Source organism: Synechococcus sp. W70.1 (assembly GCF_047461515.1).
GTDB lineage: Bacteria > Cyanobacteriota > Cyanobacteriia > Thermostichales > Thermostichaceae > Thermostichus.
The window spans coordinates 256,694-274,574 of sequence record NZ_JANSHH010000013.1; the positions used below are offsets into that span (position 1 = coordinate 256,694).

15 protein-coding genes are annotated in these 17,881 nt (G+C 60.2%); 3 read left to right on the forward strand and 12 right to left on the reverse strand.

The annotated features are described in order from the left end of the window. Nucleotides 1–132 precede the first annotated feature (132 nt). The 12 genes from NW808_RS03290 to nrdJ form a co-directional block, all read right to left on the reverse strand. On the reverse strand, nt 133–1,170 hold the full coding sequence (locus NW808_RS03290) for a hypothetical protein (protein ID WP_414420271.1): 1,038 nt from the start codon (nt 1,168–1,170) through the stop codon (nt 133–135). Nucleotides 1,171–1,184: 14 nt separating this feature from the next. Beyond that, a complete protein-coding gene (locus tag NW808_RS03295) occupies nt 1,185–1,748 on the reverse strand; it encodes a hypothetical protein (protein ID WP_414420272.1) in 564 nt (187 codons plus the stop codon). Between the two features lie 11 nt (nt 1,749–1,759). Further along, on the reverse strand, nt 1,760–2,458 hold the full coding sequence (gene pyrF, locus NW808_RS03300; RefSeq protein WP_414409697.1) for an orotidine-5'-phosphate decarboxylase: 699 nt from the start codon (nt 2,456–2,458) through the stop codon (nt 1,760–1,762). Between the two features lie 20 nt (nt 2,459–2,478). After that, nucleotides 2,479–2,898 (reverse strand): DUF6464 family protein, encoded by a 420-nt coding sequence (locus NW808_RS03305; protein WP_414420273.1) that lies wholly within the window; start codon nt 2,896–2,898, stop codon nt 2,479–2,481. 312 nt (nt 2,899–3,210) lie between these two features. Beyond that, on the reverse strand, nt 3,211–4,035 hold the full coding sequence (locus NW808_RS03310; protein ID WP_414420274.1) for a polyphenol oxidase family protein: 825 nt from the start codon (nt 4,033–4,035) through the stop codon (nt 3,211–3,213). Then, the gene (locus tag NW808_RS03315; RefSeq protein ID WP_414409694.1) at nt 4,032–4,439 is read right to left on the reverse strand and encodes a DUF3119 family protein; all 408 of its coding nucleotides are present in this window, start codon (nt 4,437–4,439) and stop codon (nt 4,032–4,034) included. Before NW808_RS03315 ends, NW808_RS03310 begins: the two co-directional genes overlap by 4 nt. 70 nt (nt 4,440–4,509) lie before the next feature. Then, nucleotides 4,510–5,742 carry a hypothetical protein gene (locus tag NW808_RS03320; RefSeq protein ID WP_414420275.1) on the reverse strand — a complete coding sequence of 411 codons (1,233 nt, stop codon included), beginning with the start codon at nt 5,740–5,742 and terminating at the stop codon, nt 4,510–4,512. A 54-nt stretch (nt 5,743–5,796) separates the two neighbouring features. Continuing rightward, nucleotides 5,797–5,997: a hypothetical protein gene (locus NW808_RS03325; protein ID WP_414405478.1), complete on the reverse strand. Its 201-nt coding sequence runs from the start codon at nt 5,995–5,997 to the stop codon at nt 5,797–5,799. 53 nt (nt 5,998–6,050) lie between these two features. Further along, nucleotides 6,051–8,237 carry an argonaute PAZ domain-containing protein gene (locus NW808_RS03330; protein WP_414420276.1) on the reverse strand — a complete coding sequence of 729 codons (2,187 nt, stop codon included), beginning with the start codon at nt 8,235–8,237 and terminating at the stop codon, nt 6,051–6,053. Nucleotides 8,238–8,313: 76 nt separating this feature from the next. Then, nucleotides 8,314–8,784 carry a hypothetical protein gene (locus NW808_RS03335; RefSeq protein ID WP_414420277.1) on the reverse strand — a complete coding sequence of 157 codons (471 nt, stop codon included), beginning with the start codon at nt 8,782–8,784 and terminating at the stop codon, nt 8,314–8,316. 34 nt (nt 8,785–8,818) lie between these two features. Continuing rightward, a complete protein-coding gene (locus NW808_RS03340) occupies nt 8,819–9,919 on the reverse strand; it encodes an aspartyl protease family protein (RefSeq protein ID WP_414420278.1) in 1,101 nt (366 codons plus the stop codon). A gap of 156 nt (nt 9,920–10,075) precedes the next feature. After that, nucleotides 10,076–13,555, reverse strand: a complete 3,480-nt coding sequence (gene nrdJ / locus NW808_RS03345) for a ribonucleoside-triphosphate reductase, adenosylcobalamin-dependent (RefSeq protein ID WP_414420279.1) — start codon at nt 13,553–13,555, stop codon at nt 10,076–10,078. A gap of 230 nt (nt 13,556–13,785) precedes the next feature. On the opposite strand from nrdJ, the gene NW808_RS03350 reads away from it, so the two are divergent. From NW808_RS03350 to NW808_RS03360, 3 genes are all read left to right on the forward strand, one after another. Beyond that, on the forward strand, nt 13,786–15,000 hold the full coding sequence (locus NW808_RS03350) for a site-2 protease family protein (protein ID WP_414420280.1): 1,215 nt from the start codon (nt 13,786–13,788) through the stop codon (nt 14,998–15,000). A gap of 90 nt (nt 15,001–15,090) precedes the next feature. Beyond that, complete coding sequence (locus NW808_RS03355; protein ID WP_414420281.1) at nt 15,091–16,398, forward strand: M16 family metallopeptidase; 1,308 nt, start codon at nt 15,091–15,093, stop codon at nt 16,396–16,398. A 38-nt stretch (nt 16,399–16,436) separates the two neighbouring features. Continuing rightward, the gene (locus NW808_RS03360) at nt 16,437–17,699 is read left to right on the forward strand and encodes a M16 family metallopeptidase (protein ID WP_414420282.1); all 1,263 of its coding nucleotides are present in this window, start codon (nt 16,437–16,439) and stop codon (nt 17,697–17,699) included. The last annotated feature ends 182 nt before the right edge of the window (nt 17,700–17,881 follow it).

Genomic DNA, 17,881 nt, shown 5'->3' on the forward strand with positions numbered 1-17,881 from the left:
ACCTTAACTGTAGTCCTTTTCCTTAACAAAAGGGATCCCCCTAGAAGACCTGGGGCAAGAGGCTAAGGGTCTAACTTGGGGCGCCTCAGCGCTCGGGTTTGGAGCTGGGATCCCTCAGCGAGTAAGAGTGCCCTAGGCCAACGCTTGCCACGACAGCAAGAACGAGCTGACCAAAAGCAGGGATCCCAACAGCCGCCGCCAGCCCCTCCAGGGAATCTCCGCCAAGACACCGCCAGCGCTCAGGCACAAGAAGGGCAGGGCCACTAGGCCCCAGCGGGCGCTTTGTTGCAGGAGGTACAGGGGCGGCTCCCCCCGACCCTCCAGCCAAGTTGCTAGCAGGCCCATCCAGAGGGCATGGCCCAAGCCGGCCAGGCTGAGCAAAGTTTGTTGGCGTTCTTCCCAAGGCCAGCCCAGCCGCACCAAGGCTAGCCCTAGGGGCAACATCAAAGTAGCCAGCGTAGGCAGGCCAGTTAGGCCTCTGGGCGAATAGGATCCCATGGCTGGAGAGAGAGTCTCTGTTCCCCGGAAGCGATCCCCAAGCCCCTCCGCTCTCCCGAGCCAGGAGAGGCCCATCACCAACAGCAGCAAGGCTGATCCCTGCAACCCTTGCCGCGGCCGGTGTTGGCTAATCCACAGCAGCGCCCAGAGCAAGGCCAAGGGCCAAACTCGGTAGCTCAGCCCACAGGCCAGCGCCAACCCCTCCCAGCGCAGGCGGGATCCCGGCCTAATGCCGCTGCTAGTTAGTAAGACCAGGAGAGCGAGGATCTCGCTGCTCGGCTCCAACCCCTGGGTCAGCACCCAGGGGCTAAGCCCCCACAGGCCGGCGCTCCAGAAATTGCCCCAGCTCCAACACAACAGTAGGATGGCCAGACAGGCTAGGGTCGACAAGGTTGCCAGCAGTCCTTGCGGCGGGATCCCGCTTTTTTGCCCTAGCCAAGGCAAAAGTTTCCCTGCCAGCCAGTGGTAGAGGGGGAGTTCCAGCGGAGCAAGGGATCCCCCAGAGCTACTGGCAGGCAAAACGCGCCACCACGCTTCCTGAGCCGGTTCTGCTAGAAGGCGAAGCCGTTGCCCAAAGAGCAGTCCCACTCCCCCACACAGCAGGCAGGGGCCTATCCAACTCAGCTTGGCCGGCTGCCGGCGCCGGAGTAGCCGTTTGCCCTGAGGAGGCATGGCGGGAGGAAACCTCACGGAGAAGAGGGCCTAGTCAACTCTAGATCGCCTGCTGAGGGACACCCCGACTGCTGCCAGCGGCGGATAGCTTGGGCGGTGAGCCCGTTTGTAACATCGCGAACGGGGATCCCGGCTCCAGTTACTCGGAGGCGCACCAACTGCCAGGGATCTCCTGGTTTATCCCGCAATCCACAGGCCTCATAGGCCAGATGCAGGGTTTCGCTGCGCCGTCCCGCTAGCGGGTTGTCCGGCTGCGGCGGCTGCCGAGGGAGAACCAAGCGGCGCTCCAGCGTGGTGAAGTAGAGGCAAAAGCCCTGGGCAGTGGAAGCGGCTGGGCTATCCGCCAACTCCTTGGCAGCAAGAGGCTCGACCTGCGGCTGGCCCACGAGTACCACCTGAAACTCTGAGCGGGAGCGGCTCAGGGCTAAATTGAGAAACAAAGGCAACTGGGCCGTCAGGGCCTCAGACCAAGTTTGGGGATCGCTGGCACAGACTTCTCCCCTGGCTAGTGTAGGAGCCAGGCCGGACAGTCCCAAAACCACTGCTAGAGCGGCTCCCCGCCTGCCTCCCAACGCCATTTCCCCAACCCTCAGCCCGCAGTCTCCACCAGCGCCTGGAAGCGTTGCCAGGCTGCCAGAGGATCGGTAGCTGCCGTGATGGGGCGACCCACCACCAGATAGTCTGCCCCCGCCCGCAGGGCTGTTGCAGGGCTACAAACCCGCCGCTGGTCGTCCCCTGCCTCTGGATCCCCCAGTCGGATCCCTGGGGTTACCAGCAGAACCTTCGGCCCCAGAGCTTGGCGCAGCCGCCCTACCTCCTGGGGAGAACAGACCAGCCCCGTCAAGCCCTGTTCCAAGGCCAGCTGGGCCAACTGCAACACATAGTCGCCGGGATCCCGCTCGATGCCCAGCTCCCGCCGCACCTGTTCAGGGCCAAGGCTGGTTAAAAGGGTAACTGCTAACAGCCGACAGGAACTGCCCTGGACGGCCGTTGCGGCTGAGTGCAACATGGCGCTCCCGCCGGCCGCATGGACGGTCAGCAAATCCACCCCATGGCCAACGGCTACTTGGACTGCCCGCCCCACTGTGCGAGGAATGTCGTGCAGCTTGAGATCCAAGAAAATGCGCTTGCCCCGCTCCTTCAGGGCTTGCAGAATTGGAGGGCCAACTGCCGTAAACAGCTCCAGGCCCACCTTCCACCACTGCACCTGGGGTAAGCGCTCCACCCACTCCAGCGCCTCCTCAAGGGAGGAGGTATCTAGAGCAACAATAAGGCGGCTATCCTGCATAGCCCACGCCCTCAGGCCGGCTAGCGCGTAGAGCCCTCCTCCCGCGGCTCATAGTGAGGACAGCCCTTGCAAGGGCCATAGGGGTTGACGGCACAGCGCAGTTGCGGGGAAAGGGCATTGTAGCGACAGGTGGGATCCCCAATCCAGCCAGGCGGCGAAGCGATATAGGTATAGACAACTACGCCTCCAAATCCCCAGGGGCTAACGAAAAAGCGGCTGGTGCTAAAGGACTGCCCCTCGGCAGGGTTAGACGCTTCCTCTGGGCGCTCGGGTTCCTCCTCCAGCCGCCAAAAGGTTTCCCACTGCCTGAGGGTTTGCTCGATAGGGGTGGCCAGCTGTTCTCCCAGCTCCCTCAAGGCGGCTTCTAGAGCAGCAAGGCCTGCCTCTGCCGCCTGCCTAGAGGCTGCCACCCATCCTTCCAAGAGCTTCTCCCAATCCATGCTGCAGCGACCTGAGGGCTTCCTTTAATACCCTAACTGCTTGCTTAGGCGATACGGCTAACTTCCTCTGACAGTTGCCCCTGCAGACATTGGCGCGGGTATGCCACTTCGCCCGCCTCTGCGCCGAGGGAATGCTGGGCTCGCGACTTGAATTCTTCTCAAGGTTTAGTTGCCGTACGCTGTCGCGGTTGAAGCCTGTCACAGAGGTCTGGGCCGCGGCTTGGCCACCAACAAGCAAGAGGGACAAAGCTATCCACGATAATCCCCCAAGGGCAGCACGGCGCATCTTGGGACTGGGCAGCGGAGGGCTGTTCAATCATAGCAGCTCTCTTGGGCAGCTGGCGGCTTGTCCAAGGCCGCTTTGGGCAGCCCAATCCCCGACCACTGCACGCAACGGCGGCCCTCTTCATCCTCCAGGGATCCCTCGCGGCGATAGGAAAAGAAATCCTGGGGCTGGCCAAAGGTGCAGTGGGGACTGATGGCAATGTGCTCAGGCGGGATCCCTTGCGCTTGGGCCTGGGCAGAGTTGACCCAGCGCAGATCCAGGCGAACCTTGCCAGGGATGGGATCAGGCCAGAGGGCAAGCTGCGGATCCACGCCTGCCGGCAGCGCCTGCAGCACCTTGTCAGCCACTGCTTGGGAAACTTGGTAAGCTGGCCCGGAAATAGCTGGCCCCAGGGCAATGCGGATTTCCTCGGCAGGGATCCCCCCCCGGAGAAAGACCTGGAGCACCTTGGGCAAGATGCTGGCAGCCGTCCCCCTCCAGCCAGCGTGAACTGCTGCCACCCACCGGCGACTGGCAACCAGAATCGGCACACAGTCAGCAGTACCAACCCAGGCAGAGTCTTCTGGGCAGCGGGCAATTACGGCATCGACTGCAGGACGCTGAACCCTGCTTTCTGCTTTCCCTGCCGGGATCGTGGTGAGGGCATCGGCCCACATCCACTGACAGCCGTGGACCTGGTGGCCCCAAGCTGCCCGTTCGGGGGTCAGCCGCAGCTGCTCAGCCAGTTCAGCCGGTTGATAGAAGGAGCTGCGCCGGCACCCAAAAGCATGCGGCCAGTCTGCCAAGAGCTGACACTGCAGCCAACGCCACCCCCCTTGCTCTTGCCAAACCCAGCCCTCCGAACTGCTCATCGGCCCACGCCGCGAAAAGGGGATCTCTGGGCGTGCAGATGTCCCACGTGCTCCTCTAGGCAAAGTCGCAGCTCAACTGGGTTAAAGAGCATTGGCAGAAAGTGGATGCCTCGGTTTTCCCGGAAGAAAAAGAGAATGGGTACAGGCCGCCAGAAAATCTGCCAATCCTGCCACTCGCTGTAGGGGAACTCGCGGATGCGCCGGGAGCCGCTGTAGACTTGCAGGGCTGTGCGGGTAAAGGCCAGCCCGATAAGACAAGTCTGCACCAGCAAAAACAGGCCAAACAATCCCATGGCCAGCCCTGCCCAAAGCGAAAGCCAAAACAGCGGCACTGCCAAAACCAACACTGCCAGACTGAGGCGAAAGTCGGGGGTCAACAAATGGGCAGAGTAGGGTTTGATCACGCCTTGCTTCTCCTCCGGATCCCAGGGCTATTCTAGCCCCTCCCAACAGCGCTCCCTGGGGTTTCCCCACCTAATCTCCAAAGAGCTTGATGGCCGGCGGCCTGGGATCGAAGACCTCATTGGGATCCACCCGCGGCTGCCCCACCCCTTGCAGGGGATAGAGAGGACGACCCGTGTCGAATTGAAAGAGATAGATGGGCAACTGACTGCTCCCCAAAGACAAAAAGGCCACGGTATCGATCTGGGTGAGGGCATTGCGGCTGGCCGGTCGGGTGAGGTTAAAGGCGGCGATGCGGTCTTCCAAGGGGGTCTCTGCAGCAGTGCGTCTGCCCAGGCCAATTCTAAACTGCTGGTTCCCCTGCTCATCCACCCCCAAGACCTGCACATCCCCCAGCTCCAGTTGGGGCGCGCTTTCCGGCAGGCCGGCCACCACTGGCGGCGCATCCAGCGGCGGCTGCGAGGGCAAAAAGCGCAACTGCACTCCTTCCGGCAAGATGCGATAGTCCTGGTAGTCGTGCCGGATGGCAAGGGATCCCCTGAACACGCGGCGGGTCAGGCCCTCCAGCGTCCAAAACCCATAGCTCAGGTTGATGCGGGTGCTCTCCGGCAGCCAATAGCGAAGGCCTCCCTCGGGCGCGGGCACTGCCGTAAACCCCATGAGGACGTAGGCCTGTCCCCACACCCCTGACAAAAACAAGAGCACCTGCCGCGGCAGCCCCGACTCCGGATCTAGCCATAGCTCCCGCACCTGGCCTTTTTGAAGGGGTTCCAGGCGCAAGTGCTGGACAGGGGATCCCGCCAGATCCGCCCGTTCTGAGGAGAAGACGCGGTAGCGGGTGGGATCAGCCTCTAAGTGAAAGTTCACCGAGGGCAGGAGCGCTTCGGGCCGGCTCACGTACACCGAATACAGCCTGAGTAAGTCCGATTGGTTCACCGCTTCCAGTTGCCGCGAATCCAACAGGCGGACGCGATCCCCTTCGGCTACCCAAGCCTGCCAACTGCCGTCGCGGCGGCGGAGCACATCCAGGGTGGCTGTAAAGGTTTGGGATCCCTCGACCCGCACCTGCTGGCGGTACTGCAAGTTGGGCAAAGGGGGCAGTTGCTTCAAAGCAGCGTTGTAGCGCTCCAGCCAAAGCTGGGGATCCTGGTCAGAGCCTCTCGAGGAAATGAGCTCCGCTTGGGCCAAAGCCAAATCTGCTGAGGGTAAGCCAACTAGCCCCGCAAGCAAAAGCACAACCCCGCCCAGATAGCCATAGAGGGATCCCTGCCGTCGCCACCTTCTTACAGATTGTCCGGGGGACATCAGCTCACCTTGGCCTACTTTGCTGAATGGGGAGGCTCTCTCCTGTCTCCATGCCTACTCAATGGCAATAGACTGGGGGCCTTGCGTGGAGGCAGGCGGATCCTCCACCCTCAAGCCCTGCGACTCTAGCCAACTGCGTAGCGGATCCTGCCTTACATCCAAACGCAGCAGGCCGCTGAGAAAGCCCCCGCAGAAGACAACAGGGTTGCTCAGAAAGGTCTTCCAAACCTCGTTGTGAGTAAACATAGTTGGCATCTCAAACCCTTCCCCATCCTAGCAGGGCCCACAGGGAAGAACCCCCTACCCTGCTAGACGGCAATCAATTTCTGGCGATCTATGTTTTGCAGGACACTGAAGATGTTGCTGCCGAGGTTCTGGAACTCCTTGCCGCTCTTGTCAGCAAAATGAAGTACCCAGGGAAGCCTACAGGCTTGGAATCCACTGGCAGGATGAAGCTGGGAAAGGTGGTAAGTCTGCAGGGCCAAGATCTCCAAAGGCGTACTGCCATATTCGTGGACAACTCGCAGGGGTCTTGCGCTACCAATGGAGCCCGTGCCTTCCCTGCTAATGGGCTGGCTTGTGACCAGAGTAAACGACTTTCGCGAGTAGTCGAAAACAACAGTACCTATTTTGGCATCTTTGTACTTACCTTCTTCCTCTATCCCCATCCTTCCTGTACCGCTTTTGCGTATTCCGACAACATCCACAGCAATCTTTTCTTTTTCTAACTCCTTAATTGTCTTTCCAAATTCACCTTCTTGCACTAAACCATCCCTCATTAAGAGAACCTTGGTGGGATATCGACTGAGCTTGTTATGAAACTTATTGACAAGTTTGGACACAGTCTGATAAATTGCATCACCAGAGAAGGTTTCTCCTCTTTGCACAGCAGGGAGCTCCCAACCTAAGCTCTGCCCATCAGCAAGAACAGCGAAGGCAGAGGCTCCGTAGTACAGCTGTCGATCGGTTCCCACATCGAAGCCGATGATCAGCTCAGGGCGTTCAGGATAGTCGAGGGGTTCCAGGAGTACGGGCTGCCATGCTGCCTTGCACAGAAGGCCTAGGACGACGTTTAGGGCTTTGTAGGAATCAGCGCCAGGGATCATAAACTGAGTTGCTATCCCCGCTTCGAGAGCCTCCACACGGATCTTTTGCTTGTGCTCATTGGGTGGCCACGGCATAACGACCAAAACGGTTTTGATCCCTTGCTCAGCCCAGCTTTGCCAGAATCTTTTTCGGGCGAGCTCGTTCTCAGGGTAGTCCTGCCGAGTAGCATAGAAGTCTACGTCGACTTTTACTCCGCTTTTTTGGGCTACCTCAAGCAAGCACTTGCGCACTTCGCTAGGATACTCTTGCTTGTCGTCGTAGAGGTTTAGACATCCAAACTTAGTCTCGCCTACCTTCGCACATCCCTGGTACCTAACCCGGGCGGGATTTTGGACTTGCCTGTGACCCGATCCCAATAGCTTTGGCTTGGGCAAGATGTAGCCCTTAGTCTTCAGTGGTTCAATTTCCCTTCTGGTAAGGTTGTAGACTCTCTCTATAATAGTCTTTGCTGTCTTTTTAGACTCTTGCAGTCGTTCTTGTAAACTTTTTCTAATACGCTCGGTAACAGCGGTGCTAACCTTTTTAGCGAGGCTACTGTTGCACTCTAGACTGGCTAGTATTTCCAAGGTTAGGACAGGCGATAGTCTTCGAGAAAGATGGGGAAAACGCCCTTCCCTTGAAGCTACCTCGACTACCCAAGAGCTTTCCACCTCTTCTAGAGGAGCATTGTATTTTCGCAAATGAAACTCCGCCAGACTAATGTTCAGCCCTGCCAGCTGAACCTCCCGCGGCGACTGGTTGGAAAGAATACGCAGATATTTCCAAGTCCGGTGTTTATCGTATGTGTTCCGAACCAACTTGATTGGAACATCTGGATAGTTTTCCAGCCATTCATGCAAAGTCCACGGTGTGTAGAGACGGTAATGAATATCGACTTCTAAATAAAGCTTTCCGTCTGTTTCAACAGCAACATCTATCATTCTTCCTCTGTGGATTTCCCAGCCATCCCCGAAAAGTTCTACCCCTTCCTGACTAGTAATCCACCAGAGCAAGCCTCCCCCTGTTGATTCAACTTCAGTTTTTTTGAACAGAGACTTAAGGCGGGACTCTATCCTCTTGCGCTCAAAGCTTTCGAGAGCGCTTCTTTCTTGGACATCGGTACAGGTTAAAACCCTAGGCTCTAGCTCTTCTAACTCCCAACCCTCTGTCCTGAGCTTACTGGTTGGAACTTTTTCCTGAGTTATAATTCGATTTCCCAGACGAACAGCTAGCACTTCTAGCTGATTACAGATCCTGGAGATTTTGGAAAAAGTTTTCCGCACATCCTCTGGCTCTGGGAGGGGGTTTGGCCTACAGTTGTACTCATAAAAGGTGAGGTCTTCCTGAGTTAGCTCCTTAACAAGAAAGCGATTGAGGATAACTGGGACTTCCTGCTGAAGCAGTCTCATTGGCAAACTCTGAGTTCAAGCTTCTCTCTAGAATAAGCCCTAATTTTCCCGATCGCGCCTTGGGGATCCCCCTAGGTTAGAGCTGAAACAACTCGGGCGGAGCCAGGTCGTGGCTAAGCGCCTCAGCCTCAAAGTGGCCGCTCATGCCTACCACCTGCCACTCAGCACTGCGATTCCCCTGACGGAAGCGCAGCCGTCGAGCCCGCAACGGCACCACGGCTACAACTTCTACTGGAAATTGTTGGTATTCGCCCAAGTACTCCCGGTAGTCCGGCGGCAGGTCGGCGCTGCTTTCGATTTGAATCCAAAACACCCGCCCTGCCTGGTTGCCGTAGGCGCGGATCTGCTCCTGACCCTGGTACTGCTCCACGCCGCGTAGCCGCTGCCGCCCCACTTGCATAGACTGAGCCCACTCCGGCAAGGGATCTCCCAAACCAATTGGCCAGGCCGGCCCGCCCAACCCCAGCCAACACACTAGGAGCAGAACCCAGATCCAGGACCAGCGACGTGCCCTTCTGCGCGCAGGGATCCCGTCCTGAGCAAGCATTGGTTTCCTCCCCAGTTCAACTCAAAACTTGGTCTCAACGCAGGCGAAAGCCAATCCGACCACGTTCACTATCGAAAGCAACGTCGGCGTTGAAAAACAAGGGCATGCCCAACAGTTGCACGCTCTGGTTGCCGTTGACAAAGATCCGATCCCGGCTGGGCGTTACCGGAAAGCCAACGCGAATGCGATAGTCAAAGGCTCCTCCCAGCACAGCTCGCCACTCCGAGCCTGGGGGTAGGGTAGCGGTGGGAAAAGGAGCGGATCCCAACAGTCGAACGTTGAGGAAGATGTCGGAAGCGCCGCTGTCAAATACGGTGGGGCTAGGGACATTTTGAATAGAAGTGTTGCTGATGCTGTAGGCCACTTGCAGGGCTTCATCCCGCCAGATGGGCGTGCCATCGGGAAAACTTCCCACCTGGGGCAGTTGCCGAAAACTGAAGCCAGCGGTGTTGGCCTCGGTCAGGCCGACGGTGAAAAGGCCCTGAGCAGACTCAAAGCCGCCGGTTTGGATGATGTACCCCGAGCGAAAATTGCCCGGCAGGCGAGTGAGGGGGCTAAACAGGTCGCGATTAGGGCTGCGCTCGTCCAAAGAGGTGCCCAGGATCCCGGCAAAGGGCCGCCCTGGTCCAAACAGCCTGTCGGAACAGCTGGCCACCAGCGGCTCCACACAGGTAATTTGGTCAATCAACTGAACTGTGACTGGCTCTCGACTCTGGATCCCACCCAAGCTGAAGGGAGCGCGAGCCAGCACACCGATAAATTGCGTGCCATCGGCGAAGGTTACCGTGGAAGGGATCCCCGTCCGCTCTAAGCCAAAGCGCCCTGCCACCGACGACAGAATACGCAGCCCTGCTGAGCCGGTATCCAGAAGCACTTCAGCCTCGCTCCCAGCCACACCCACTGTCAAGCCCAGCAACTTAAAGCGGCTGGTGCCCAGAGTGCGCACCGCTAGAGGAATCGACCGGCTGCCCGGCTCAGGCGGAGGAGGGATCAATCCAGGAGGGGAAGTCCCAGAGCCCTTGAGGCTAGAACAGGCGATCCCCAGCAGCACCACCAGCGCCAGCACCAGCCCCCTTAGCCTGCGCCAGATTTCCACCGTCCAGGCTTTCCTCGGGAGCTGCGCTCCTGTCTGCATCAGATCCTCCAGCCACCAAGCGCTCGAGCAGGGAAAACCGGCCTATGCCAACCCCCCCTGCCCCTAGCTTGCCGAGGGGGCTGCCAAGGCGCGCAGTGCTCGGATATGCCGGCCAAGAACAGTGTAGCCAGAGCCCGAGGCGGGATCCCCCCTCTGCTAGCGGGACGGGTTCTCGCCCTGCGGGCTAGCCTCCGGCATCAGACAGCCGAGGGCATCACACCCTGCTGGCCCCTCTGCTATTAGGGCGAGGTTGCGGTCATAGCGCGCCAGCGCCTCGTAAAAGTTGTCAGTCTTTCGTCTTTGCTTGACCTCGGCCATCAGCCGCTCGTAGGTGGCCTTGTCGATTTTCTCGAAGGGCAAGCGGGGGAAGGGAGCGTCGAAGCGGGCCAGCAGTGCTGCGCTGATGTAGCCCTCGTCGTCGCGGATGGCCTCGTAAATGCGGGATCCCAGCGCTTCGATCTCGTCCTCGCGCAGCTCGATGGTGGCGGAGGTGTTGTGGGTGGTGTAGTACTTTTGCACCTGCATGTAGAAGTCAAACTGAGCCAGGGCAGAGAAGCGCTCAACCTCAATCTCCTCGGCGCCCGGCAAATTGGCCCACTCCACCTCCACCGGCAGCTCTACCAACCACTCGGTGCAGCGGGGATCAAAGGGGTCGTTGAGCAGGTTGCCGTGCTCATCCTTGTCCGACTGGGCGGGCACCACCGAGTAGCCGTAGTCCAGACAGGCCAGGGCCACGGGGTCGTTTTTGGCAAAGGTGATGCGGCGAATGTAGCGCTGAGCCTTGGGCGGGTGCCAGCCGGGAGAGGCGTTGGTCAGGAGCGACTTGGTGCCGGCAGGTTGAACGGTGGTGCAGCGGTTGGGGCGGCGCAACCCGTGACGGTCGCAGTAGTCCCAAACCACGCGGTGAACGACCTCCTTCCAAAAGCTGAGGTATTCCCGCTCCTGCTGCTTAAACTCCCGCCCCAGAGGCGTATCGGGCCTCCCTTCCTGCCACCAGCGCAGCCAGTCCACCCCAAAGGCTTTGACGCAAAAGTCAAATAGACCAGTAAACGAGACGCCGACAATGGGATCCCATTCCCTTGAGCGCTGGAAGCGGGGCTCAACAAAGCGGTGGTGCAACAGCGCCGCAGCCGACAGGGCCCCTGCCGTAAAGGCCTCCTCTTGCTCCTGGCGGTTGTGGGGATCTAGCCGGTTGAGGTGGATCTCGGCCAGATTGCAGTGGAAGTCGCATCCGATGATCTCACCGCAGTTGTGGACAACCAACCCATTGGCATCAAAGCAGCTTGGGCCGGGCACGGTGCAGTCATAGACCGGTTCCACGCCCTCAGGCTCCAGGGCTGCAACTGTAACCGTAAACCGCTCCCGGTTGAGCCGGCGCTGGTCGCTGCCGAGCAGTTCACCTAGCTTCTGAGCTTTGCGCGGTTCTCGAAAGCCCACCACTGCCTGAAACTGGTGCAGGTTGTCCCCGCTAATGACCAGCTCGTGCTGCACCTTGCAGGCGTAGGGGGCTGGCTGGCGCTTGCTATCAGGCAGCAGACGATACCCAGCGGGACGGCGATCCTCGTAGATGACCGAGACAATCCCTAGACGCGCCAGCATGCGCTGCACAGCTTTGAGGGTGTCCAGGTTGCTTTGGGAAAGCCGCACACTAACTCCCTTCTCTTGACCGCCCTGCACACTGCCATCCGCATCAAACAGGCCGCACAAGAAGCCGCGGTGGAAATCAAAGCTTGTGGCTTCCAGTGCCGCAGTCATTTTCTTCTGTCCTGGAGCCATGCCGAACTTAGCCGCCAGTCTCGCCAAGCCGGTGGAATGGATAACCCGGCACTTCAGCTTGGGGTGATAACAGGTCTCTGGCCGGCGAGGTTCGTACCCTACCGCAGCCTGCAGCAACCGAGCCGCGTGTAGGCTCATCTCCTGCTGCGTATCCTGCCAATAGCGCAGTACAGCCGTGTCATTCCACTGGGTTGTGGCAAGGCTGCCGTCGCCTAGCAAATTCCCCAAGAGCCAGCCTTCCTCCCAGGTCCCCTCACCATCCCAGGGGGTTAGGTCGCGATGGTTGTGCAGCAGAATGCAGTCGCCCGGGCGGAGCTCTTCTGCCGGCACCCATTCCGTGTATTGCGCCTTTGGAGTCTGGGCAATGACTTTGAGAACACGATGGTTGCCCGTCAGCCGAAGAGAAAATCCCTCCTGGGTCACCAGCTTGAGCACGGGCTTGGTGCCGGAGTAGAAAAACCCCTCTGGGGTCGTGCTGAATAGCTCGCCGTTGACGTAGGTACTGTGCTGCTTGCCAATAAGGTCTTTCACCTGGCGCGGGCCGTCGCCCGTGTGGATCCAAGTGTCTGCGGTAACGCAGGGGTTCAGCCCATACCGTTGCACCCTATGCCACGTTGGCGGTTGGACAGACGGAGAGCTACTAGCTGCCTGCCGCTCCTCTATCCAGCGCCTAGCTCCCTCGGGTCCCTCCGAGGCATAGACGTTGAGGAACTCCCGCTTCAGCTCGGGGGTGTTGATTAGGTCGGCGTTGGCCCGCGCTACGGCTTCCCCAGCCCACTGGATAGCCCCCTCGCCGGAGTAAAACTGCTTGCGCACGGCAGCAATGCACTCTTCCCGCGTTGGCTTGCGGTGAAATACCCGGGTGTGGTTGGCCATGCGCAGGGCATCTCGATCAGGGTCAATTCTCCAGTTGCCCTGCTCGTCCTGCTGCCAGAGATTGTCTTTGGCGCTAGATCCCAGCTCGTCGTCAGCGGCAAACTGGCGCATACCTGCACTACGGCGGATATTCCCCGCCACCACCGTTGCGGCCGCCTCGTCAATGAGCAGGCAGCACTCCACCGAGTTCAGTTGCCTGCCCACGGCTTTGTTGAGGATGGCGGCACAGCGCTGGTACAAGCCAGGCAGCTTGATGGGGTTGGCCACGCCCCCAAACCCTTTTAGCCGCTCCCCAGCGGGGCGCACATGGCTGAGATCCACCGTCACCTCCACCTGACCCCCAAAACTGGGATCCGCCGCCAGCTCCAAGAGAGCTTGGTAAGACTCCACCCAGCCGCGGCGGCTATCGCCCACCTGGATGTGCACGTGAGAGCCCTGGCGCTGGATGCGGGTGTGTTCCTGCCGCGCTTCGGGGGGGGTGGCACCAATGGATCCTACTACCTGCACCTCTAGGCGGTTGAGGATGGGGGGCAACTGGCTGATGAACTGAGGCTCCAGCACCGCTCCCGTGCCACAGCCCATCATGGCCAGATCCATCATCAGGCCAAAGGAGCGCCAGTCCACCACGGTGAGGCTAGTGCAGTTGTAGGCGCCGGAGTAGTTTTCCGGCTTCTGGATCCACTCGGTGCCCATCACCCACAGGGCCCGACCTGAGATCAACGCTTTCAACTGCCGCTGCAGACGTTCCAACAGCTCCCGCTCCTGGGGAGTAAGGCGCCCTAGGCGGGCAATATCGGCCAGGGTGCGATCGCAGACGTCACTCCAAGTCTCGCGGCTGCCATCGGGGCGGCGCCGACTATAGGTGCGGTAGAACACTGGGGCAGCCGTTGGGGCTGTCGCGGGGAACTCGTCTACAAAACCTGGCGCTTGTTCCTGGGGCGAGGGTACCGCTTTGCTCTGCTCGTAGGAGGAAGTCGATACCATAGCTGTTTCCGTCGTCCCCCAGAAAGAGGGACAAAAAAATAGGGTCACTGTGGCTAACCCGGCCGCTCTAGCAGGGTTGCCTGGTTTGCTGGACAGCTACCCAGGGTACCACAAGGATTCGCTGCGAAGCCCCGGAAAGGGCTAGAGTGGAAAGAAAGGGATCCCCAGGAGAAAGGTTGCCTGCTGTCCTAAAAGCCCTCCTGGGCAAGAGCTGTGTAGGAGTTAAGGCCATGACCAGTCGCCTGCGCATCGGGAATTTGTGGGGGATCCCCTTGTTCCTCGACTACACCTGGTTTCCAGCGGCTCTGCTGCTGGTGCTCTCCTACGGGGTGGTGCCAGCGGTGGGGCTTTTTCTTTCGCTATTGGCCCATGAGTTGGCCCACAGCCTAGTCGCCCGCGCCTATGGAGTACGGGTGAGCTCCATCACCCTGTTCATCTTTGGCGGCATGGCGGCCATTGAGCGAGAAGTGCCTCGCCCCCTGGGCGCTTTTTGGGTGGCTTTGGCAGGGCCCCTTCTCAGTTTGGGCTTGTTTGTCCTCTTCAGCGTGGCTGGAACTTGGGTTGGGCCAGGGTCGCCGCTGACCTCAATGCTTGCCAGCTTGGCTGCCATCAACCTAGTGATTGCCCTGTTTAACCTGCTGCCAGGGCTGCCCCTGGATGGGGGGCAGATGCTTAAAGCAGCCATCTGGGGTTGGACAGGGGATCGGCAAAAGGGCATGCTGTGGGCAGCTCGAGCTGGCCAGGGAGTGGGCTGGGGCTTGGTGGGCCTGGGTCTAGTAGTGGTATTTTTGGGGAGCCTCAATGGCCTTTGGACGGGGCTAATTGGCTTGTTTATTTTAAATAGCGCCCGTCGCTACGAGCAGTATGCGCAGCTGCAGCGGGTGTTGGCTCGCCTGAAGGCCGCAGATGTCATGAGCCGCCGCTTTCGCGTGGTGGATGCGGGCATGAGCCTGCGGGAGTTTGTCGATCGCTACCTGATCCCTGCCTCCCTCCAGCCAGAGACCGCAAGAGGCGTTCAGGAAGTGTACTTTGCCGAGGAGGACGGTCGCTACCGGGGCCTGGTTAGGCCGGAACTGCTCAACGACATCGAGCGCAGCCAGTGGGATCACCTCACCCTCAAAGCCATTCTCAAGCCAATGGAGCAACTTCAAGGGGTGCGGGAGGAAACTCCCATTGTCCAGGTCATCCAGATGATGGGCCAGGCGGAGTCGCGCCGAGTCTTGGTCTTCACCCCCAGCGGCGCCATTGCCGGCCTGATTGATCGGGGAGACGTGGTGGCCGTAGCCGCGCGGGAGCTGGGAGTGACCCTGCCTAAGGAAGTGGTGCAGCGGGTGCGTGAAAGTGAAGAATGGCCGCCTGGCTTTCAGGTAGAAGAGAGCCTAGTTGGCGAGGGATCCCCCAGCTTGTTGCGGCCAGGATCAACGGATACCCCTTCCCAAAACTAGAAAGATGAACCCAATTGCTCCCTGAAGGCTCTCAGCGGCGGTTGTGCGGGTAAGATTAAGATTGTTCTCTGCTGATTAAGCACTTTGACCTTGAGCCGCGCACCGCGTCTTCTTCCTGCTTACACCCATCGCCTAAACAACGGGCTAAGCGTCATTCTTCACCCCCTTCCCATTGCCGATTCGGCCACGGTGGACGTCTGGGTCCAAACAGGCGGGCGCAACGAGCCGCCGCAGTGGCTGGGCATATCCCACTTTCTGGAGCACATGGTCTTTAAGGGCAGCGAGCGGCTGGCCCCCGGGGAGCTGGATCGGGTTATTGAAGGGCGGGGAGGGAGCACCAACGCTGCCACTGGCCAGGATTACACCCACTACTACATCACCGTAGCTGCCACCGACCTGCCGGATACCTTGCCCTATCTGGCGGAGGCAGTGTTGCGGGCCAGGATCCCTCCGGAGGAGATGGAGCGGGAGCGCCAGGTGGTTTTGGAGGAGATTCGCCGCGCTGCCGACAACCTAGGGCACACGGCCTATCAGCTTCTCCTGGAAACTGCCTTTGGGGTGGAGCACCCCTATGGGCAACCCGTGCTGGGCACGCCAGAAAGCCTGATGGGGTTGACCCCAGAGCTGCTACGCGCCTACCACCGCGGCTGGTACCGACCCGAGTACATGACGGTGGTGGTGACGGGAGGCATTGATCCGGACCAGGTGCTGGCGCTCGTGGAAAGAGAGTTTGGGGATCCTGCCAGCGGCTCTGCCTGGACAAGGCCCCCAATCCCGCCTCAGCCTCGTCCCCAAGGGATCCTGCGCCGCGAGAGCACCCATACCCGCCTGGAGCAGGCTCGTCTAAAATTGGCCTGGCCCACCGTCAGCCTCGAGGCCTGGGAGCAGGTTTGCGGCCTGGAGCTGTTGGCCGCGGTACTGGGGGGAGGCCGTACTTCGCGGCTGGTGCATCTGTTGCGAGAGCAGCGCGGCTGGGTGAGGAGGGTGGGCTGTTCTTCACTGGTGCTGAAAGAGGGGGGGCTTTTTTGCATTAGTGCTCGCCTGGAAGTGGAAAACCTGGAGCGGGTGGAGGCAACAATCTTGCGCGAGATTGAGAAGCTGCAGCAGGAGGGTATCGGTCAGGCTGAGCTAGATCGAGCGCGGCGCCTGCTGACCCACGAACTCCTCTTCTCTGCCGAGTCGCCTAGCCAACTGGCAAGCATCTACGGCTACTACGAGACCCTGGTTGGGGTGCAGCGCCTGCAGGAGTACCTGGAGCTGTTGCAAGCGTTTACCCCAGCCCAAGTCCGTGAGCTAGCTCAGCAGTACCTCTCTCCAGAGGCTTACGTGGTGGTCTTGCTCAAGCCGGCTGCCTCTGGCGCTGCTGCGGCTTCGGAGCTGCAACTGGCCTGCCGGTAGGTAGATCCCTTGCCCCTAGGAGCTTCCCTCTCTTTGCCATGCAACGTGGCCGTTTACAGCGCCTTCGCCTGAGCAACGGCATCACGCTGCTGTTGGGCCAGAATCCGGCAACGGAAATCCTGGCTGCTCACTGTTTTCTTCGCGGCGGCAGCCGGGTGGAGCGACCGCAGCAGGCAGGCTTGAGCCACTTGCTGGCGGCTGTCCTCACCAAGGGCACCCAGCAGCGCGACTCCCAGGCCATTGCTGCCTGGGTGGAATCCCTAGGGGCTGGGCTTGGGGTGGAAAGCTCTGCCGACTGTCTCGAGGTCGCGCTACAGTGTGTGGCGGCTGATTTCCCCGAGCTGCTGAGGTTGCTTGCGGAAATCCTCCGGGAGCCCAGCTTTCCGGAAGCGGAGGTAGAGCGCGAGCGGGAGCTGCTGTTGCAGACCATTCGCGCCCAACAGGAGCGACCCTTCAGCCTTGCCTTCAACCAGGTTCAGCAGACCCTCTATGGGGATCACCCCTATGCCCTTCCCGAGCTGGGATGGCTGGAGACGGTGGGATCCCTGACCCGGGAGGACTTGCTGGTCTACCACGCCACCTACTGCCGCCCGGAGGGAATGGTGATGGCGGTAATCGGTCCAGAGCTGCCGGAGACGATGGCGGCCCAAGTGGAAGCTGTCCTGGGAGATTGGGTGAGCGCCAGCCCGCCTGATCCTGAACTAGACCTGTCGCTGCCCCCTTTGGAGAAGCCGCAACTGCGAAAGCTATTCCAACCCACCCAGCAGACAACGATTGTGCTTGGCTTTCGCGGATCCCCCGCTGCTTCTGCGGATTACCCGGCCCTGAAGCTGCTGGCCACTTACCTAGGCAGCGGCCTGTCCAGCCGCCTGTTTGTGGAGCTGCGGGAGCGCAGTGGCCTGGCCTATGAGGTCTCGGCCTTCTTTGCCACCCGCCGGGATCCTGCCCCTTTTGTGGCCTACCTGGGCACGGCAGCGGAGAACACTCCAGTGGCCCTGGAGCGCCTGCAGGCGGAGATCCATCGCCTACACAAAACCCTCCTTAGCGATGAGGAAGTGGAGATGGCCCAGCGCAAGCTGTTGGGCCAACATGCCCTCAGCAAACAGACCAACGCCCAGGTGGCGCAACTAGCCGGCTGGTACGAGATTCTGGGCCTGGGCATGGAGTTCGACCAGCAGTATTTGCAGAGGGTGAGGCAGCTCACACCTGCCCAGCTCCAGCAGGCTGCAAAAACCTACCTAGTTAACGCAGCCATTGCTCTGGTGGGGCCGGAAGAAGCTCTGGCAGGGGTTGAATTGTAGGCACGTGCCCCAGCAAGGGGTTGGCATTCTCCCCAACCCTGGAGGTGGGATTCTTTACTTGCTCCCTGTAGGCTACACCAGTGCGCCGAGGTGGATGCCACCACCCACCCCTGAAGGGCGCTATTCTCCCGTTACCGAGGTCTGCCCACCTCTTGCGCAGCGCGGGGAGACCCAAGCGAGGT

Bases quoted from the DNA above. Each gene is read 5' to 3' on its own strand.
- NW808_RS03290 (WP_414420271.1), bottom strand. From the start codon at position 1,170: ATGCCTCCTCAGGGCAAACGGCTACTCCGGCGCCGGCAGCCGGCCAAG.
- NW808_RS03305 (WP_414420273.1), bottom strand. From the start codon at position 2,898: ATGGATTGGGAGAAGCTCTTGGAAGGATGGGTGGCAGCCTCTAGGCAG.
- NW808_RS03310 (WP_414420274.1), bottom strand. From the start codon at position 4,035: ATGAGCAGTTCGGAGGGCTGGGTTTGGCAAGAGCAAGGGGGGTGGCGT.
- pyrF (WP_414409697.1), bottom strand. From the start codon at position 2,458: ATGCAGGATAGCCGCCTTATTGTTGCTCTAGATACCTCCTCCCTTGAG.
- NW808_RS03325 (WP_414405478.1), bottom strand. From the start codon at position 5,997: ATGCCAACTATGTTTACTCACAACGAGGTTTGGAAGACCTTTCTGAGC.
- NW808_RS03330 (WP_414420276.1), bottom strand. From the start codon at position 8,237: ATGAGACTGCTTCAGCAGGAAGTCCCAGTTATCCTCAATCGCTTTCTT.
- NW808_RS03360 (WP_414420282.1), top strand. From the start codon at position 16,437: ATGCAACGTGGCCGTTTACAGCGCCTTCGCCTGAGCAACGGCATCACG.
- NW808_RS03320 (WP_414420275.1), bottom strand. From the start codon at position 5,742: ATGTCCCCCGGACAATCTGTAAGAAGGTGGCGACGGCAGGGATCCCTC.
- NW808_RS03340 (WP_414420278.1), bottom strand. From the start codon at position 9,919: ATGCAGACAGGAGCGCAGCTCCCGAGGAAAGCCTGGACGGTGGAAATC.
- nrdJ (WP_414420279.1), bottom strand. From the start codon at position 13,555: ATGGTATCGACTTCCTCCTACGAGCAGAGCAAAGCGGTACCCTCGCCC.
- NW808_RS03335 (WP_414420277.1), bottom strand. From the start codon at position 8,784: ATGCTTGCTCAGGACGGGATCCCTGCGCGCAGAAGGGCACGTCGCTGG.
- NW808_RS03350 (WP_414420280.1), top strand. From the start codon at position 13,786: ATGACCAGTCGCCTGCGCATCGGGAATTTGTGGGGGATCCCCTTGTTC.
- NW808_RS03295 (WP_414420272.1), bottom strand. From the start codon at position 1,748: ATGGCGTTGGGAGGCAGGCGGGGAGCCGCTCTAGCAGTGGTTTTGGGA.